The sequence below is a fragment of the Pseudomonas imperatae genome, from assembly GCF_057128625.1.
Genome location: NZ_JBSKHP010000003.1, coordinates 45,659 through 60,743 on the forward strand (window position 1 = coordinate 45,659; position 15,085 = coordinate 60,743).

The 15,085-nt window shown below is 66.7% G+C and carries 15 protein-coding genes; 8 read left to right on the plus strand and 7 right to left on the minus strand.

Translation table 11 applies throughout. The features are described from left to right. Positions 1–2 precede the first annotated feature (2 nt). The 7 genes from ACWKWX_RS04885 to cobG form a co-directional block, all read right to left on the minus strand. Positions 3–614, minus strand: coding sequence for a hypothetical protein (locus ACWKWX_RS04885; RefSeq protein ID WP_483827138.1), 612 nt, complete (start codon positions 612–614; stop codon positions 3–5). A 1-nt stretch (position 615) separates the two neighbouring features. Continuing rightward, positions 616–1,323: a hypothetical protein gene (locus ACWKWX_RS04890; protein ID WP_483827139.1), complete on the minus strand. Its 708-nt coding sequence runs from the start codon at positions 1,321–1,323 to the stop codon at positions 616–618. 69 nt (positions 1,324–1,392) lie between these two features. Then, a complete protein-coding gene (locus tag ACWKWX_RS04895) occupies positions 1,393–2,154 on the minus strand; it encodes a hypothetical protein (RefSeq protein WP_416422218.1) in 762 nt (253 codons plus the stop codon). 138 nt (positions 2,155–2,292) lie between these two features. Next, on the minus strand, positions 2,293–3,993 hold the full coding sequence (gene cobJ / locus ACWKWX_RS04900; protein ID WP_483827140.1) for a precorrin-3B C(17)-methyltransferase: 1,701 nt from the start codon (positions 3,991–3,993) through the stop codon (positions 2,293–2,295). Then, positions 3,993–4,727, minus strand: coding sequence for a precorrin-2 C(20)-methyltransferase (locus ACWKWX_RS04905; protein ID WP_416422216.1), 735 nt, complete (start codon positions 4,725–4,727; stop codon positions 3,993–3,995). The genes cobJ and ACWKWX_RS04905 overlap by 1 nt, the downstream gene beginning before the upstream one ends. Then, entirely contained in the window at positions 4,724–5,350 is a 627-nt protein-coding gene (locus ACWKWX_RS04910) for a precorrin-8X methylmutase (protein WP_027979650.1), read from the minus strand. The genes ACWKWX_RS04905 and ACWKWX_RS04910 overlap by 4 nt, the downstream gene beginning before the upstream one ends. After that, positions 5,343–6,644 carry a precorrin-3B synthase gene (cobG, locus tag ACWKWX_RS04915; RefSeq protein ID WP_483827141.1) on the minus strand — a complete coding sequence of 434 codons (1,302 nt, stop codon included), beginning with the start codon at positions 6,642–6,644 and terminating at the stop codon, positions 5,343–5,345. Before cobG ends, ACWKWX_RS04910 begins: the two co-directional genes overlap by 8 nt. 119 nt (positions 6,645–6,763) lie before the next feature. Between cobG and cbiE the strand changes: the two genes are divergently transcribed. From cbiE to ACWKWX_RS04955, 8 genes are all read left to right on the plus strand, one after another. Beyond that, on the plus strand, positions 6,764–7,975 hold the full coding sequence (gene cbiE, locus ACWKWX_RS04920) for a precorrin-6y C5,15-methyltransferase (decarboxylating) subunit CbiE (protein ID WP_483827142.1): 1,212 nt from the start codon (positions 6,764–6,766) through the stop codon (positions 7,973–7,975). Further along, positions 7,968–9,053, plus strand: a complete 1,086-nt coding sequence (locus ACWKWX_RS04925; protein ID WP_483827143.1) for a cobalt-precorrin-5B (C(1))-methyltransferase — start codon at positions 7,968–7,970, stop codon at positions 9,051–9,053. The genes cbiE and ACWKWX_RS04925 overlap by 8 nt, the downstream gene beginning before the upstream one ends. After that, the gene (locus tag ACWKWX_RS04930) at positions 9,050–9,772 is read left to right on the plus strand and encodes a cobalt-precorrin-6A reductase (protein ID WP_483827144.1); all 723 of its coding nucleotides are present in this window, start codon (positions 9,050–9,052) and stop codon (positions 9,770–9,772) included. The genes ACWKWX_RS04925 and ACWKWX_RS04930 overlap by 4 nt, the downstream gene beginning before the upstream one ends. A gap of 164 nt (positions 9,773–9,936) precedes the next feature. Then, positions 9,937–10,383: a copper chaperone PCu(A)C gene (locus tag ACWKWX_RS04935; RefSeq protein WP_416422211.1), complete on the plus strand. Its 447-nt coding sequence runs from the start codon at positions 9,937–9,939 to the stop codon at positions 10,381–10,383. 3 nt (positions 10,384–10,386) lie between these two features. After that, positions 10,387–10,788 (plus strand): DUF2946 domain-containing protein, encoded by a 402-nt coding sequence (locus ACWKWX_RS04940; RefSeq protein WP_416422210.1) that lies wholly within the window; start codon positions 10,387–10,389, stop codon positions 10,786–10,788. 87 nt (positions 10,789–10,875) lie between these two features. Then, the gene (locus ACWKWX_RS04945; protein WP_483827145.1) at positions 10,876–12,933 is read left to right on the plus strand and encodes a TonB-dependent copper receptor; all 2,058 of its coding nucleotides are present in this window, start codon (positions 10,876–10,878) and stop codon (positions 12,931–12,933) included. A gap of 59 nt (positions 12,934–12,992) precedes the next feature. Further along, a complete protein-coding gene (locus ACWKWX_RS04950) occupies positions 12,993–14,366 on the plus strand; it encodes a PepSY-associated TM helix domain-containing protein (RefSeq protein WP_483827146.1) in 1,374 nt (457 codons plus the stop codon). Between the two features lie 386 nt (positions 14,367–14,752). Then, a complete protein-coding gene (locus ACWKWX_RS04955; RefSeq protein WP_483827147.1) occupies positions 14,753–15,010 on the plus strand; it encodes a DUF3077 domain-containing protein in 258 nt (85 codons plus the stop codon). Positions 15,011–15,085 lie beyond the last annotated feature (75 nt).

Sequence of the window (15,085 nt, forward strand, 5' to 3'; positions counted from 1 at the left end):
CACTAAAGCTCGACGCACCCCAGCTTGCGCAAGGCAATGCCTTGGAGCCTGGCGCGCATAGCCTCCCTGTACGGGGCGTAAGCTACCGGATCAAACCCGTAGATGCCCCCACTGAAGCGCATCACCAGTTCCGGCTTTTGCTGGGTGGTGAGCGGCAGTCCCTTGACCTGGATACCGAAGGTCGTGATGTTTATTCCCCCCTGGTCATTGATCTGGCAAGGCACGATCACCCATGACAGGAGGCGCGCATCACCCGTGCCGTCACCCGCCAGCCAGCTGGCAACGAACTCCCGAATCCCCATGCCCCCCATCACCCGCTGGGCCAGGTCGAAAAGCGCCTTGGGTTCACTGTAGCCCTTGATGTTGAGCTCCAGCGAATCAAGATCCCGCTCCTTGGAAATGAACAACGGCTGCGTCGTGACCGAAGCCAGCCAACTGCACCCATGCCGCTCCAGGCAGTTGTTGTAGTACAGCCGCCAGGCATCCCAGAAGGTTTCCCGATCATGAATGCTACTGGCAGCGCGATCGCTGTCCTGCAGCAACGCCCGGATATCCGAGCGCTCCGTTGGGCCGATTCTCTGATCAAAGGCAACGACATGGTCGGCGTTATCCATGTCACTCCCCCCCTTTGCCCACACGCAGTTCCGGCCTGTCGATACGCACCAGCTCTCCTGTGGTGCGTGCCTGCAGGCGTGCAGTCATGACCTCCTGGTAATCCGGAAACTGCCAGGGATCTGGACGAGCGCTCAACCACACGGCTGCCACCTCACCCTGCAGGCTCGAACATTTGAAGATGGCCCGGGTGATGTCACCGCTCACCACCTGGCGGGTCTTGAAATGAATCAGCAGTCCATGCATGCACGCATCCGCACGAGCCACGCTCAGGAAGATGGCAACCTGATGCAACGGGCCATCGCTATTGTTCAACACCCCGAACGAGTGCTGGAAAAAATGCTCAAGGCCCTGGCTGGTCAGGGCCGAGCCGCCAGCAGGAAGCACCTGCTGAAGGTCGCCCAACTCAATGGGCAGCCCGTTGCGTACCAGGGCCTGCACTACATCGCTCAAGGTGAAGGCCAGCAGGTGCGGATAACGTTCCTGCACCTGCCCCTCCCGGAGCACTTTCCAGCCCAGCCCGCGCAAGCAATTCTGATAAGCATCAAACCAGCGTTCGACGTGCTGGAGCTTGTTTACTTTTTTCGACGCTGCGAGCTGGAAGTAAAGCGTGGATTGCAGGATGTCCTGCTTGTCCGTAGCAGGAAGTGTTGAATCCAGACACACCAATTGCCCATCATCAAGCCAGGTTTCATAATTACCAGGTGACATGTCGTACTCCTTGTACAAGCCAACAGACAACCTGCGCAAGCGCCCGCCCGGGCGCCTGCGCACGTCTCATCAAATGGAGAGTTCAGCCATTTTGCGTTGGCGGGCCTCGGCAATGCTCGCCCTGATCAGGTCGCGGGCATCTTCCACACCGTTCTCATCCATCCAGAACACGGTCTTGGCCTGGTAGATGTTCAGGCTGGAACTGTCCCAGTTGGTGAACAACACACTGGTTTTGGTCTCATGGCCGGTGTACTGGACCATGCCCAGGGCCACGCAGACGTCGCCGTCTTCTTCCACGACGCTGCCGATGCCAAAGTTCGCGCCGCTATCAGTCTTGGCGCTGCGGTCGAAGAGTTTGAGTGCGGCGTCGTCCTTGGCAACCACGGCAACGGCCTTGTACGCGGCATCCAGTGCTTCCAGGGTACCTGCCGGCCCCATCGCAGCACTGATGATTGCGCCCCTGAGAATCTCAATGGCGACCTTTTCCATGCTCAGGTGTTTTTCCTGGGTGGTGTGGGCGCGATAAGAGGTCTCCTTGGCGACCCAGCCCGCCAGGGCCATCACTTGGCAAAATGTCTTGTACCAGTCTTCGCCGGCAGCGTAGGAGCCATGCTTCTTGTCGGCCGCCATAGTGGCGTACAGGTAGGCATTCTTGACGTCCTGCCGAAAAGCGCGGCTGACGCCCTTGGTGAACGTCAACAGCCCATTGGCAACAACCGTTGCGGTCGCCTCCTCGTTCCCCAGGATCCGTGGCCCGACAACATTCTGGTGGTGAAAAGCCTGCAGCTTCTCGAGGCGTTCGGATTTGGACAGCGTGGTGATGTTATCCATGACAATTCCCTTTTCATGAAGCAAGTTCGACATGAACCTGTTGCACGGCACATTAGTCAGGGAGTGGACGGCAAGGAATGGGGAAAGGCCGCGCAGGGGGCGCCGGCGACCTGCACGCACAGGTCGCCGGGGCAGGCTTCAGGGCTTGTTGCCATACCAGCGCGGGGTGTACACCCAACTTCCGCCTTCCGCACGGGGGAAGGCACAGGTGGTCGACGAGCCCACCAGCACCATGGTGCGCATGTCCACCTGCTCAGGTGTCAGCTCACCCAGGGTGATGTTGCGCAGGGTCTGCCCTGGGCGGCCGATGTCGCGGCCCAGCACCACCGGGGTGGCCGGGGTGCGGTGCAGGCGCACGATTTCCAGGGCGCGGCCCAGCTGCCAGGGGCGCGAGCGCGAGATGGGGTTGTAGAACGCCAGCGCCAGGTCGGCCTGGCAGGCCAGGTCCAGGCGCTTCTCGATGATGTCCCACGGTTTGAGGTTGTCCGACAGCGACATCACGCAGAAGTCATGCCCCAGCGGCGCGCCGGCCTGGGCGGCGGTGGCCAGGCTGGCCGAGACGCCCGGCAGGATCTCCAGCTCGACGTTGTGCCAGGCGCTGTCGCTGGACTCGTGCAGCGCTTCCAGCACCGCTGCCGCCATGGCGAACACGCCCGGGTCACCGGACGACACCACCACCACCGAGCGGCCCTGGGCCGCCAGTTCGAAGGCATGCCGGGCGCGCTGCATTTCCTCGCGGTTGTCGGTGCAGTGCATCACTTGGTCGGGGCGGAACGGGCCGGCCATGCGCACGTAGGTCTCGTAGCCGAGGATGTCGTTGGCACGCGCCAGTTCAGCCTTCACCGCCGGCACCATCAGCTCGGCAGCGCCGGGGCCCAGGCCGATCACGGCCAGGCGGCCCCGTACGCGGCCAATGCTGGCCACGTCCAGCGGCTGCTTGGCCACGGCGATGGCCAGCTGCGGGTTGACGCTGAGCGCCGGCAGCAGTTGCGGCACGGCCTGTTCGGCCAAGGCGCTGATGCTGGGCGCAGGCACGGCGAAGCGCAGGGCCACGCCCAGTTCATTGGCAGCGTCCCGCAGAGCGGCGCTGGCCATCTGCGTATCGCTGGCCAGCAGGCACGCCAGCGACGGCAGCGCGATGCGTGCCTGCTGCAGCGCGGCGCGCACGCTGGCGGCTAGGTCCGCCAACTCGGCGTCCACGGCCACCAGCACGTTTTTCGGGTAGATCAGCAGCTCGTTGGCCGCCGGCTCACGGGCGGTGCAGCCCACGTGAATGGCCAGCTGCGCGTGCGCGTCCTCAGGCAGGTGGGCCTGGGCCAGCCACGGCGCGGCGCCTTCGATGCGCACGCTTTCGCCGGCCAGCAGGTCGCTGACGAAGCGCTTGCCCAGCTCCAGGTCCGCCAGGGCGTAGCCGGCAGGCGGGTTGAGCAGGCAGGTGCCGAAACGCAGCTCGCCGCTGGTGGTGATGGCCGCAGCCACCCCGAGCCCGGCACCCAGTTGCCGGGCGATGACGTTGACGCCGCCCAGGCCGCCGAGCAGCGGCACCACGGCGCTGCCGTCCTCGGCCACGGCCAGTACCGGCGGCTCGGCGCCCTTGTCGAGCAGCACGCTGGCCAGGCAGCGAATGACGATACCGGCAGCGCACAGGGCGATGATCGGCGTGTCCTGCTGGTACAGCTGGCGCAGGGTGTCGCCAAAGTCGTGGTAGTCACGGTCCGCGCCTTCCACCCGCGCGGCCAGGCCGTGGATCAGGGCGTCAGGGTAGATCTGCTGGATGCGGCGCGCAGTGGCCAGGCTGCCATTGCCGAGGATGACGATGGCCGGTGCATTGGAATTCATCAGCCCTGCCACCTTTCGCCTGGAACAATGATCAGCGAGAAGTACGGCGACGACGTCGGGTCCACCTCACTGATGGGCACGATCTTCTGGTTGGCCATGGTCGCGCGTTCCACGTACAGCGCGCGCTCGGCCAGGCCCAGCTCGGCCAGCACCTCGCGCACCTTGGGGAAGTTGCGCCCCAGTTTCATGATTACCGCGGCGTCGGCGTCGGCCAGGCGGCGCTTGAGCTCGTCGGCCGGCAGCACCCCGGACAGCACCGACAGGCTCTGGTTGCGGTACACCAGCGGCGCGCCCAGCACCGAGGCGCCACCGAGCATGGAGCACACGCCAGGAATGACCTGGGCCTCATAGCGGTCGGCCAGGCGGTCGTGCAGGTACATGTACGAGCCGTAGAACATCGGGTCGCCTTCGCAGATCACCGCCACGTCGCGACCGGCGTCCAGGTGCGCGGCCACGTCCAGGCTGGCAGTGTCGTAGAAGTCGCTGATCACCTGTTCATAGGACAGCGGCGCCGGCAGCACCTCGGTGGTCACCGGGTACACCAGCGGCAGCAGGGTCTGCGCCTGTTGCAGGTGCGCCTCGATGATGCCGAAGGCGTTGCCCTTCTTGCCCTTGGCGACGAAATAGGCCACCACCGGCGATTCACGCAGCAGGCGCAGGGCCTTGACCGTGATCAGTTCCGGGTCGCCCGGGCCTACGCCCAGGCCCAGCAAACGTCCGCGAGCCTGCATCATTCAACCTCCGTGGCCAGGGCATTGACCGCAGCCGAGGCCATGGCGCTGCCGCCGCGGCGGCCTTCGACGATCACGAACGGAATGCCACGGCTGTCAGCGGCGAGCATGGCCTTGGATTCGGCGGCGCCGACGAAGCCCACCGGGAAGCCGAGGATCAACGCTGGCTTCGGCGCACCGGCGTCGATCATTTCCAGCAGGTAAAACAGTGCGGTCGGCGCGTTGCCGATCACCACCACCGCGCCTTCCAGGTGCGGGCGCCACAGCTCCAGGGCCACCGCCGAGCGGGTGTTGCCCAGTTCCTGGGCCAGGGCCGGCACGCTTTCGTCGCGCAAGGTGCAAATCACCTCGTTGTTGGCGGGCAGGCGCGCGCGGGTAATGCCCTCGGCCACCATGCGCGCGTCGCAGAGGATCGGCGCGCCCTTGGCCAGCGCGTCACGGCCGGCCTTGCCGGCACCGGGCGAGAAGCGCAGGTACTGCACCACGTCCACCAGGCCGCAGGCGTGGATGACCCGCACGGCGAGCTTCTCCAGGTCTGCGGGGATGCCGCTCAGGTCCGCCTCCGCGCGAATAATGGCGAAGGAGTTGCGATAGATCTCCTGACCGTCGCGGATGTAATCAATCATGGTGTTGCTCCGTGGGCAGGCGTGCCAGCAGTTCGCTGGCGGCGTGCAGGTCTAGATTGCGCGCGCGCAGGGCACCGAAGCCCGGTTGCCCGGCGTCACGCAGATACAGGTCGTAATGGCCGGCCGAGGTGGCCAGCAGGGTGGCCGGCGCCACATGGGCGGCGGCGCAGGATCGGGGGCAGCCACTCAGGTGCACGGCTTGCGGGCCAGGCAGCAGGGTGGCCAGCAGGCGAGCGTCGGCCTTGGTATCGGCCAGGCCCTTCTTGCAGCCGTCGCTGCCGGTGCAGGCGATCAGTTGCGCCAGCGGCTCGCTGGCGCTGCACAGCAGGCCCAGCGCCCGCAGGTCGGCAGTCAACGCCGGGGCGTTTTCCACGTTGGGGATGACCAGGCTTTGCCAGGGCGTCAGGCGCAGGCTGCCGTCGCCATATTGCTCGGCCAGCCGGGCCAGCCCGCGCAGCATCGGCGGATCAAGGCGGCCCAGGGCTGGCGCAGCGCCGACGAACAGCTTGCCCGCCTGGCGCTGTGGATAAGTGCCCAGGCAGCCGCTGCCGGCCTTGGGCACCGGGAACGGCCCCAGGCGCATCGTGACGGCCAGCGGCGCAATGAACGCCTGGGCGCTGACGTGCTCCAGCACATGGCGCATGCGCGTCTGCTCGGGGCTGGCAAGGTCGAGGAAGCGCTCCAGCACGGCCATCACCAGGTCATGGCCCTGGTGCAGCGGCACCGCCGCCAGCGCCTGGCCTGGGCAACCCGCCAGGCCGAAGCCGAGCCAGGTGTCGCCATCCAGCTGCACCGGCGCCAGCCACAGGTCATGGGCGTGCTCGTGCATGGCCAGGGCCTCGCCGCCGTCCAGCAGCACGGCGAACTTGGCCGACAGCTCATGCAGGCGCTCGCGCTGTTGCAGGCTGTCGAGGATCTGCGCGGCCAGCGGGCGGGTGTCGAACAGCATCTGCGGGTCGATGCCGGCGCTGGGGCTGAGCATCAGGTTGCGCACGTCGTCACCACCACTGCTGCCGCTGTTGCGTGGCCCTAGCCCTGCGGCCAGCAGGCCTTCGAGCATGGCCGGGTGTGAGCCGCGAATGCCGCGGATCTGCAGGTTGGCGCGGTTGGTGGCCTCGATCACGCCGCCGGCGAAGCGCTCGGCGGCATCGGCCACGGCGCGCGCCTGCGCGGCACTCAGTTCACCACCTGCCAGCTTGATGCGGCAGATGCCGCCATCCAGCGCCTGGACGATGCGCAACAACCCCGGGCAGGCCGAGGGGCGGATCGAGGCAGCGGGCTGGGGTGGGCTCAAGAGGGGCATCCGGCAATCGTGAAAAGGCGTTGTCAGTGTAGAAGGCGCGGTATTATGCCTGCTTTGTCCGAGCGCATGAAAAGCCTGCCGGTCGGATTAGCTGGTTATGAGGAAGATTCATGTCACCCTGGCTGACTATCGTGGGGATTGGCGAGGACGGTTACCCCGGCCTCGGCAAGGCCGCGCGCCACGCCCTGTTGAACGCCACACGTGTTTTCGGCAGCCCGCGCCAGCTCGAATTGCTGCCCCACTGCATCCGCGCCGAGCGCCAGCAGTGGCCTAGCCCATTCTCCCTGGCACCGGTGCTGGCGTTGCGTGGCAGCCCCGTGTGCGTGCTGGCCAGCGGCGACCCGATGCTGTTCGGCGTGGGCGCCAGCCTGGCGCGCCAGGTGGCCGAAGACGAACTGCTGATTCACCCGGCGCCCTCGTCGCTGTCCCTGGCCGCCGCCCGCCTGGGCTGGCCGTTGCAGGACGTGGTGACGTTGTCGGTGGTCGCGCGCCCGGTGGCGGCGCTGAACGCACAACTGGCCAACGGCGTGCGCCTGCTGGTGCTGAGCAACGACGGCAGCAGCCCTGCCGCCATCGCCAGCCTGCTGCGCGAGCGCGGCTACGGCGCCAGCCTGATGACCGTGCTGGAACACCTGGGCGGCCCGGCTGAACGCCGCGTGGCCTTTGCCGCCAACGACTGCCCCGAGGCGCCCGTGGCCGACCTCAACGTGGTGGCCATCGACTGCCGCGCCGCCCTCGACGCCCCGCGCCTGTCGCGCCTGGCTGGCCTGCCCGACAGCGCCTTCCGTCACGACGGCCAACTCACCAAGCGCGACGTGCGCGCCATCACCCTCGCCCGCCTGGCGCCGCAGCCCGGCGAACTGTTGTGGGACGTGGGCGCCGGCAGCGGCTCCATCGGCATCGAGTGGATGCGCGCGCACCCCAGCTGCCGCACCTTGGCAGTCGAGAGCGACGACGGCCGCCAGCAGTTGATCGAGCACAACCGCGACGCCCTGGGCGTGCCCGGCCTGCAACTGGTCCGTGGCCGCGCGCCCCAGGCGCTGGAAGGCCTGGAACGCCCGGACGCGATCTTCATCGGCGGCGGCGTCACCCGCGAGGGCGTGTTCGAGGCCTGCTGGCAGCAACTCAAGCCCGGCGGCCGCCTGGTGGCCAACGCCGTCACCCTGCAAAGCGAGCTGGCCCTGGCCCACTGGCGCGAGCAGCACGGCGGCGACCTCACCCGCATCCACGTGGCCCAGGCGCAGCCGCTGGGCGCGTTCGACACCTGGCGCCAAGCGCTGCCCATCACCCTGCTGGAACTGGTCAAACCCCTCGATGCGTGACGAAACCGCCGAACAACCCGCGCCCCTGCGCAGCGGCCTGACCACCGGCAGCTGCGCCACCGCCACCAGCCTTGCCGCCGCGCGGCTGCTGTTGACCGGCCAGGCACTGGACGCCGCGCAAATCACCTTGCCCAAGGGCAAGCAGGTGGAAATGCGCCTGGAGTTCTGCCGGCTGCTGGATGGCGGCGCCGAAGCCGGCACCTTGAAAGACGCTGGCGACGACCCGGACGTGACCCACGGCGCCCTGCTGTACTCACAGGTACGCCTGATCGACGCGGGCATCCGCTTCGCCGCCGGTGACGGCGTGGGCACCGTCACCCGCCCCGGCCTGGTGCTGGGCGTGGGCGAGCCGGCGATCAACCCGGTGCCACGGCGCATGATCACCGAGCATCTGACCGCCCTCGCGACGGAATGCGGCTACACCGGCGGCTTCGAAGTGACGGTCAACGTGCAGGACGGCGCCGCCCTGGCGCTGAAGACCATGAACCCGCGCCTGGGCATCCTCGGCGGTCTGTCCATCCTGGGCACCAGCGGCATCGTCCGGCCGTTCTCCTGCGCGGCCTACATCGCCTCGATCCACCAGGGCATCGACGTCGCCACCACCAATGGCTACATGCACATCGCCGCCTGCACCGGCAACGCCAGCGAAGACACCATGCGCCGGGTGTACAACCTGCCGGAAATAGCCCTGATCGAGATGGGCGACTTCGTCGGCGCGGTGCTCAAGCACCTGCGCAAGGTGCCTGTGGATAAGCTCAGCCTGTGCGGCGGCTTCGGCAAGATCAGCAAGCTGGCGGCCGGGCACATGGACCTGCACAGCCGCCATTCGAGCATCAACTTGGAGCAGTTGGCACAGTGGGCGGCCGATATCGGCGCCGATGCCGACCTGCAGGCCGCCATCCGCGCCGCCAACACCAGCCAGCAAGCCTTGGCCATGGCCAGCGCGGTCGGGGTCAAGCTGGGTGATGAAGTGTGCCGCCATGCCCTGGCCTTCGCCCGCAGCGTGGTGCCGGCGCAGGTGCAGGTCGAAGTCTTCGCCATCGACCGAGTCGGTGGCATCGTCGGGGAAGCGCGTTGAAACGAATTTTGCTGCTGGGCGGCGTCACCGAGGCGCTGGCGATTGCCCGCACGCTGGGGCCTGAACATATCTACAGCCTGGCGGGCGTGGGCCGCGTGCCCACGGACCTGCGCTGCCAGGTGCGAGTGGGTGGTTACGGCGGAGCCGAGGGGCTGGCGGCGTTCATTCGCGCCGAAGGCATTGAACTGCTGATCGATGCCACCCACCCCTATGCCGCGCAAATCAGTACCAACGCCGTATCGGCCGCGGCGCTTGCCGGGGTGCCCTGCTGGGCCTTGCGCCGCCCGGCCTGGCAGGCACAGGCCGGCGATGACTGGCGCGAGTTCGACGGTTGGCCGGCGTTGATCGAGGCGTTGAAGCCATTCGAACGCCCCTTGTTCACCTTGGGCCGCGAACCGCTGCAGCATTTGCACGAGATTCCCGAGCATCAATTCTGGACCCTGCGCGCGCTAGAAAGCTGCCCCGGCAACGAACGCTGCGAAGTGATCGGCGCGCGCGGGCCGTTCCATCTCGAGGATGAGCGGGCGTTGTTCGAGCGGCGGCAGATTGATGTGTTGATCAGCAAAAACAGTGGTAGCGGTGCCACCGAGCCGAAGCTTGAGGTGGCGAGGGAGTTGCGTGTGCCGGTATTGATCCTGGCTCGGCCGCCGTTACCTGCCGCCGACCGAGAATTCAATTGTGTCACCGCATTGCTCGAAGCGCTGTCATCCCACCCGTAGCCGCTGCCGAAGGCTGCGCTGGCCCTATACCTCGCTGGAAATCTCCAGGGTTCACACCGGCCAGCGCAGCCTGGCGGCAGCGGCTACAGTGGATGCGCGCCACGGGTGTATCGTGGATAATCCCCCGCTGCCGTCATCCCACACGCTGCTCATGGAAAGCCACCATGCTCAAGAAAGTGCTGTTAGCGTTGACCCTGCTGTTGCCCGCCTTCATGGCCCAGGCCAAGGACATCCAGGTGCTGCAACCCTGGTCCCAGGAACTGCCACCCAACGCCCCCACCGTGGCGGCGTATTTCACCCTTCGCAACGACGGCAACAGCGCCGACCGCCTGCTGGGGGCCGACAGCCCGATTGCCGGCAGCGCCGAGATCCATCAGCACATGGACAGCGACGGCATGATGAAAATGGCCCCCGTGGAAGCCGTGAACATCGGCGCCGGCGAGCAGGCCACCTTCCAGCCCATGGGCTACCACGTGATGCTGCTCAACCTCAGCGACCGCAGCCAGTTGCAGGATGGCGGGCACTTCCCGCTGACACTACACTTCAAGCAAGCCGGTGATATCACCGTGCAAGTAGTGGTCATGAAGCAGCCTCCGGTAGCCAACCCCTAAGCCATGAGCCGCGCGCACCACCACAGGCCCCATGCCCCGTCCAAGCGGCGGGCGACCTGGCTGAGCCTGTTCGCCATGCTGATGATGTTCATCGGCCCGCTGGTTTCCCAGTCGATGCCGATGGACCACGACCGCGCCATGCCCATGGAAATGTCCATGGACATGCCGGGCATGGACATGGGCGGCCATCATGGCGACCCCTCGCTGCACCCCATCTGGGAAAAGTGCGGCTATTGCAGCCTGTTCTTCCACACCCCGGCCCTGCCCCAGGCGCCTGGCTACCTTCCATTGGCGAAGCCACTGCCGGTGGCCGGCCTCATCGCCCCCACCCGCCAGGGCCACGCCGCCCAGGCCGTGTTCCCCGGCGCCCGTACCCGCGCCCCGCCTGCCATCCGCTTCGCCTAGCCCCTGCTCACGTCGTGTTTCCCACGCTGCCCTCGCGGCGGCTGGCGTGCACCCGTGCCTTTGTGACTGATCGAAGTTGGATAAACCATGTCCAGGTCTACTGCTACCTTGTTGCTGTCCCGCAAACGGACGGCCGCCGCGCTGTGCGGCACACTTTTCTGCCCTGCGGCCTTCGCCGCGGAATTGATTGACGCCACCGAGCTGAGCCCCACGGTGATCACCGCCGTGGCGCCCAGCTCGCCCCTGACCGTGGTCACCAACCCCAAGGACCCGCGCCAGCCGGTGCCGGCCAGCGATGGCGCCGACTACCTGAAAACCATTCCCGGCTTCTCGGCCATCCGCAGCGGCGGCACCAATGGCGACCCGGTGCTGCGCGGCATGTTCGGCTCGCGGCTGAACATCCTCACCAACGGCGGCAACGTGCTGGGCGCCTGCCCCAACCGCATGGACGCGCCCACCTCCTACATCGCCCCGGAAACCTTCGACCGCCTGACCGTGATCAAGGGCCCGCAAACCGTGCAATGGGGCCCCGGTGCTTCGGCAGGCACCATCCTGTTCGAGCGCGAGCCCGAGCACTTCGGCACGCTGGGCAGCCGCTTCAATGCCAGCGTGCTGGCCGGCTCCAACGGCCGCTTCGATAAAGTGGTGGATACCGCCGTGGGCAATGCCGACGGCTACGCCCGCTTCGTCGGCAACACCTCCCAGGCCGATGACTACAAGGATGGCAACGGCGCCACCGTGCCCTCGCGCTGGGACAAATGGAACGGCGACGTCGCCCTGGGCTGGACGCCCGACGCCGACACCCTGCTGGAGCTGACCGCCGGCAAGGGCGATGGCGAATCGCGCTACGCCGGGCGCGGCATGGACGGCACCCAGTTCAAGCGTGAAAGCCTGGGCCTGCGCTTCGAGAAGTCGAACATCGGCGAGGTGCTGGACAAGGTCGAGGCCCAGGTCTACTACAACTACGCCGACCACGTGATGGACAACTACACCCTGCGCACGCCCTCCGGCACCGGCATGATGGGCGGCGCGATGGCCAGCAACCCCGACCGCCGCACCCTGGGCGCACGCATCAAGGCGACCTGGAAGTGGGCCGACTGGCAACTGCTGAGCGGCATCGACGCGCAGACCAGCCAGCACCGCAAGCGCAGCGCCATGGGCGTGGACGCCTACAAGGACGTGCCGCGCAGCAAGGATGCCGACATGCAGGACGTCGGCGTGTTCAGCGAGCTGACCTGGTACGCCAGCGGCAACGACCGCGTCATCGGCGGCGCCCGCGTGGACCGCGCCCAGGCGCGCGACTATCGGCAAACCACCGGCTCAGGCATGAGCGCCATCGCCAACCCCACCGCCGATCAGACCCGTGAGCAAACCCTGCCCAGCGGTTTCCTGCGCTACGAGCACGACCTGGCTGCTCTCCCCGCCACCACCTACATTGGCCTGGGCCACGTACAGCGCTTCCCGGATTACTGGGAGCTGTTCTCGCCCACCTCCGGCCCCGGCGCGGTCAACGCCTTCCACGACCTGAAACCGGAAAAAACCACGCAACTGGACTTCGGCGTGCAGTACAAGACCGAACGGCTGGATGCCTGGGCGTCCGGCTACGTCGGCCAGGTGCGCGACTTCATCCTGTTCGACTACAGCGGCATGAGCTCCCAGGCCCGCAACATCGACGCCCGCATCATGGGCGGCGAACTGGGCGCCGCCTACCGGCTCACCGAGCGCTGGAAAGCCGACGCCACCCTGGCCTACGCCTGGGGCAAGAACAGCAGCGACGGCCGCGCCCTGCCGCAAATGCCGCCGCTGGAATCACGCCTGGGCCTGACCTACGCCCAGGACAACTGGAGCGCCGGCGCCCTGTGGCGCCTGGTGGCTGCGCAGAACCGCGTCGACATCGGCGCCGGCAACGTGGTGGGCAAGGACTACGAAAAAAGCCCCGGCTTCGGCGTGTTCTCGCTCAACGGCGCCTACCGCGTCAACCCGCACCTGAAGGTCAGCGCCGGCGTCGACAACCTGCTCGACAAAACCTATTCCGAGCACCTGAACCTGGCGGGCAACGCCGGCTTCGGCTACCCGGCCAGCGACCCGCAGGCGGTCAACGAAACCGGCCGCACGCTGTGGACCAAGGTTGATTTCAGCTTCTGAACCCTTTCGGCGGCGCGCCTGGATCGCGCCGCCTTTTTGCTACCGTGGAGCGCTCCGTGATGAGCAAGCCAACTACTAATTTCTACAACCTGGCCTGGCGCTGGCACTTCTACGCCGGGCTGTTCGTCGCCCCCTTCATGATCCTGCTGGCGATCACCGGGATCATCTACTTGTTCAAGCCGCAGCTCGACCCGCTGATGTATCGCTCGCTGATGATCGTCGCCCCCGCCGAGCACGCGCTCAGCGCCGATGAACTGATGCAACGCGTGCACAGCCGTTATCCACAGGACGGCATCACCCAATACCTGCCGGCCACCGCCGCCGACCGCAGCGCGCAGTTCGTGCTGACCGCCAAGGGCCGCGAGCTGAACGTGTTCATCAACCCCTACACCGGCGCAGTGCTGGGCGACCAGGACGCCAAACTCAACCTGCAGGCCATCGCCCGTGCCCTGCATGGCGAGCTGATGATCGGCACCGTCGGCGACCGCCTCGTCGAACTGGCAGCTGGCTGGGGCATCGTGCTGGTGGTGTCGGGCCTGTACCTGTGGTGGCCGCGCGGCAAGGCCGGCGCCGGCGTGCTGTGGCCGCGCCTTAACGCGCGCGGCCGACTGTTCTGGCGCGACCTGCATGGCGTGCTGGGCTTCTGGGGCTCGGCGTTCCTGCTGCTGATGCTGCTCAGCGGCATGACCTGGACCGGCCTGTGGGGCAAGCAATTCGCCCAGGTGTGGAACACCTTCCCCGCCGTCATGTGGGACAACGTGCCCACGTCCGACGTGCAGGCCGGGCAGTTGAACCAGGCCAACCGCCAGACCGTGCCCTGGGCGCTGGAAAACACGCCCATGCCCATGTCCGGCGGCGCCCATGCCGAGCACATGGCCCATGGTGGGCACATGCAGATGCCAGCCGATCCGTTGATCAGCCTGCAGCAGGTGGTCGACCTGGCCACCGCGCATCGCGTCGAGCCAGGCTACAGCATCACCCTGCCCACCACCGATACCGGTGTGTTCACCGTCTCGGTGTTCGCCGACGACCCGCGCAACGACGCCACCCTGCACGTCGACCAATACACCGGGCAAGTACTGGCCAACGTCGGCTGGAAAGACTACGGCCCCGTCGCCCGCGCCACCGAAGCCGGGGTGATGCTGCATGAAGGGAAAATGTTCGGGCCGTTCAACCAGATCGTGATTCTGCTGGTATGCCTGATGATCCTGCTGGGCTCGGCGAGCGGCTTGATCATGTGGTGGAAACGCCGGCCCGTGGGCCAACTGGGGGTACCGCCGTTGCGGCATGATCTGCCGAAATGGAAGGTGGCGATCGGGATCATGGTTGCGCTGGGGGTGATGTTTCCGCTGGTGGGGGTGTCGTTGGCGGTGGTGTGGGTAATCGAGTGGGCGTTGGCGCGTATTCCAAGCTCGAGCGCGGTGCATTCGTAGCCGCAGCCTTCGGCAGCGGCTACAGGAATTAGGGGCTGGATGAAAAAGCCTGTGACGGCGGGATCTGGTGTGGGAGCTGGCTTGCCAGCGAGCTTTTCGGGCCTCAAAAGCTCGCTGGCAAGCCAGCTCCCACAATATTCCACGGCCGCTCCACACATTTCAAAAATCAGTGGCCGGGCGTGCAAGCCTGAGGGATTTCCACAGCTGCTGTAGAATACTGGCTGGCGTATTTTTACGCCTTCAAGAAACTATGGTGGCTGTACGCGGGAGGGCTCAGGCCCTGCTGGGTTGGAGATCCCCAGTCTTGCACACCTGCGTCCAGCCGCCACCTTGTCGAATGCAAGCGACGAGGGGTGTCATACCCATGATCTCCGAGTCTCTTGATTATGAATTTTGATCTTCCCGCTACCCGCCTCCAACACTTCGGCCCCCTGGACCGGAACAACCAACCGCTCTTCTCCGTCCGCCCAGGCACAAACGCCGACGACGCGCTTGCCCATGCCTCGTTGTTGCTCGGCTACGCCGGGGCCATTGCCTATGAAGCCGCCGACTGCGATGGCGTGGACGGCAAGTTGCTGGCCCGCGGCGTCATGCCGTTGATTGATGCCGCCAAGGCGCTGGTGGACGCCTGCACCGCAGGCTGATCGCGGCGGGGCCGGACGCCGCCTGGCGGCAGCTGCTACGAACCGTGTAGCAGCGGCCGCAGGCCGCGTTCGTGG

What these genes read in the sequence shown, in the direction of transcription:
- ACWKWX_RS04955 (WP_483827147.1), top strand. Translation starts at nt 14,753, where the DNA reads ATGAATTTTGATCTTCCCGCTACCCGCCTCCAACACTTCGGCCCCCTG.
- ACWKWX_RS04925 (WP_483827143.1), top strand. Translation starts at nt 7,968, where the DNA reads ATGCGTGACGAAACCGCCGAACAACCCGCGCCCCTGCGCAGCGGCCTG.
- ACWKWX_RS04895 (WP_416422218.1), bottom strand. Translation starts at nt 2,154, where the DNA reads ATGGATAACATCACCACGCTGTCCAAATCCGAACGCCTCGAGAAGCTG.
- ACWKWX_RS04910 (WP_027979650.1), bottom strand. Translation starts at nt 5,350, where the DNA reads ATGATTGATTACATCCGCGACGGTCAGGAGATCTATCGCAACTCCTTC.
- ACWKWX_RS04935 (WP_416422211.1), top strand. Translation starts at nt 9,937, where the DNA reads ATGCTCAAGAAAGTGCTGTTAGCGTTGACCCTGCTGTTGCCCGCCTTC.
- cobJ (WP_483827140.1), bottom strand. Translation starts at nt 3,993, where the DNA reads ATGAATTCCAATGCACCGGCCATCGTCATCCTCGGCAATGGCAGCCTG.
- ACWKWX_RS04940 (WP_416422210.1), top strand. Translation starts at nt 10,387, where the DNA reads ATGAGCCGCGCGCACCACCACAGGCCCCATGCCCCGTCCAAGCGGCGG.
- ACWKWX_RS04950 (WP_483827146.1), top strand. Translation starts at nt 12,993, where the DNA reads ATGAGCAAGCCAACTACTAATTTCTACAACCTGGCCTGGCGCTGGCAC.
- ACWKWX_RS04890 (WP_483827139.1), bottom strand. Translation starts at nt 1,323, where the DNA reads ATGTCACCTGGTAATTATGAAACCTGGCTTGATGATGGGCAATTGGTG.
- cbiE (WP_483827142.1), top strand. Translation starts at nt 6,764, where the DNA reads ATGTCACCCTGGCTGACTATCGTGGGGATTGGCGAGGACGGTTACCCC.
- ACWKWX_RS04885 (WP_483827138.1), bottom strand. Translation starts at nt 614, where the DNA reads ATGGATAACGCCGACCATGTCGTTGCCTTTGATCAGAGAATCGGCCCA.
- ACWKWX_RS04945 (WP_483827145.1), top strand. Translation starts at nt 10,876, where the DNA reads ATGTCCAGGTCTACTGCTACCTTGTTGCTGTCCCGCAAACGGACGGCC.
- ACWKWX_RS04905 (WP_416422216.1), bottom strand. Translation starts at nt 4,727, where the DNA reads ATGATGCAGGCTCGCGGACGTTTGCTGGGCCTGGGCGTAGGCCCGGGC.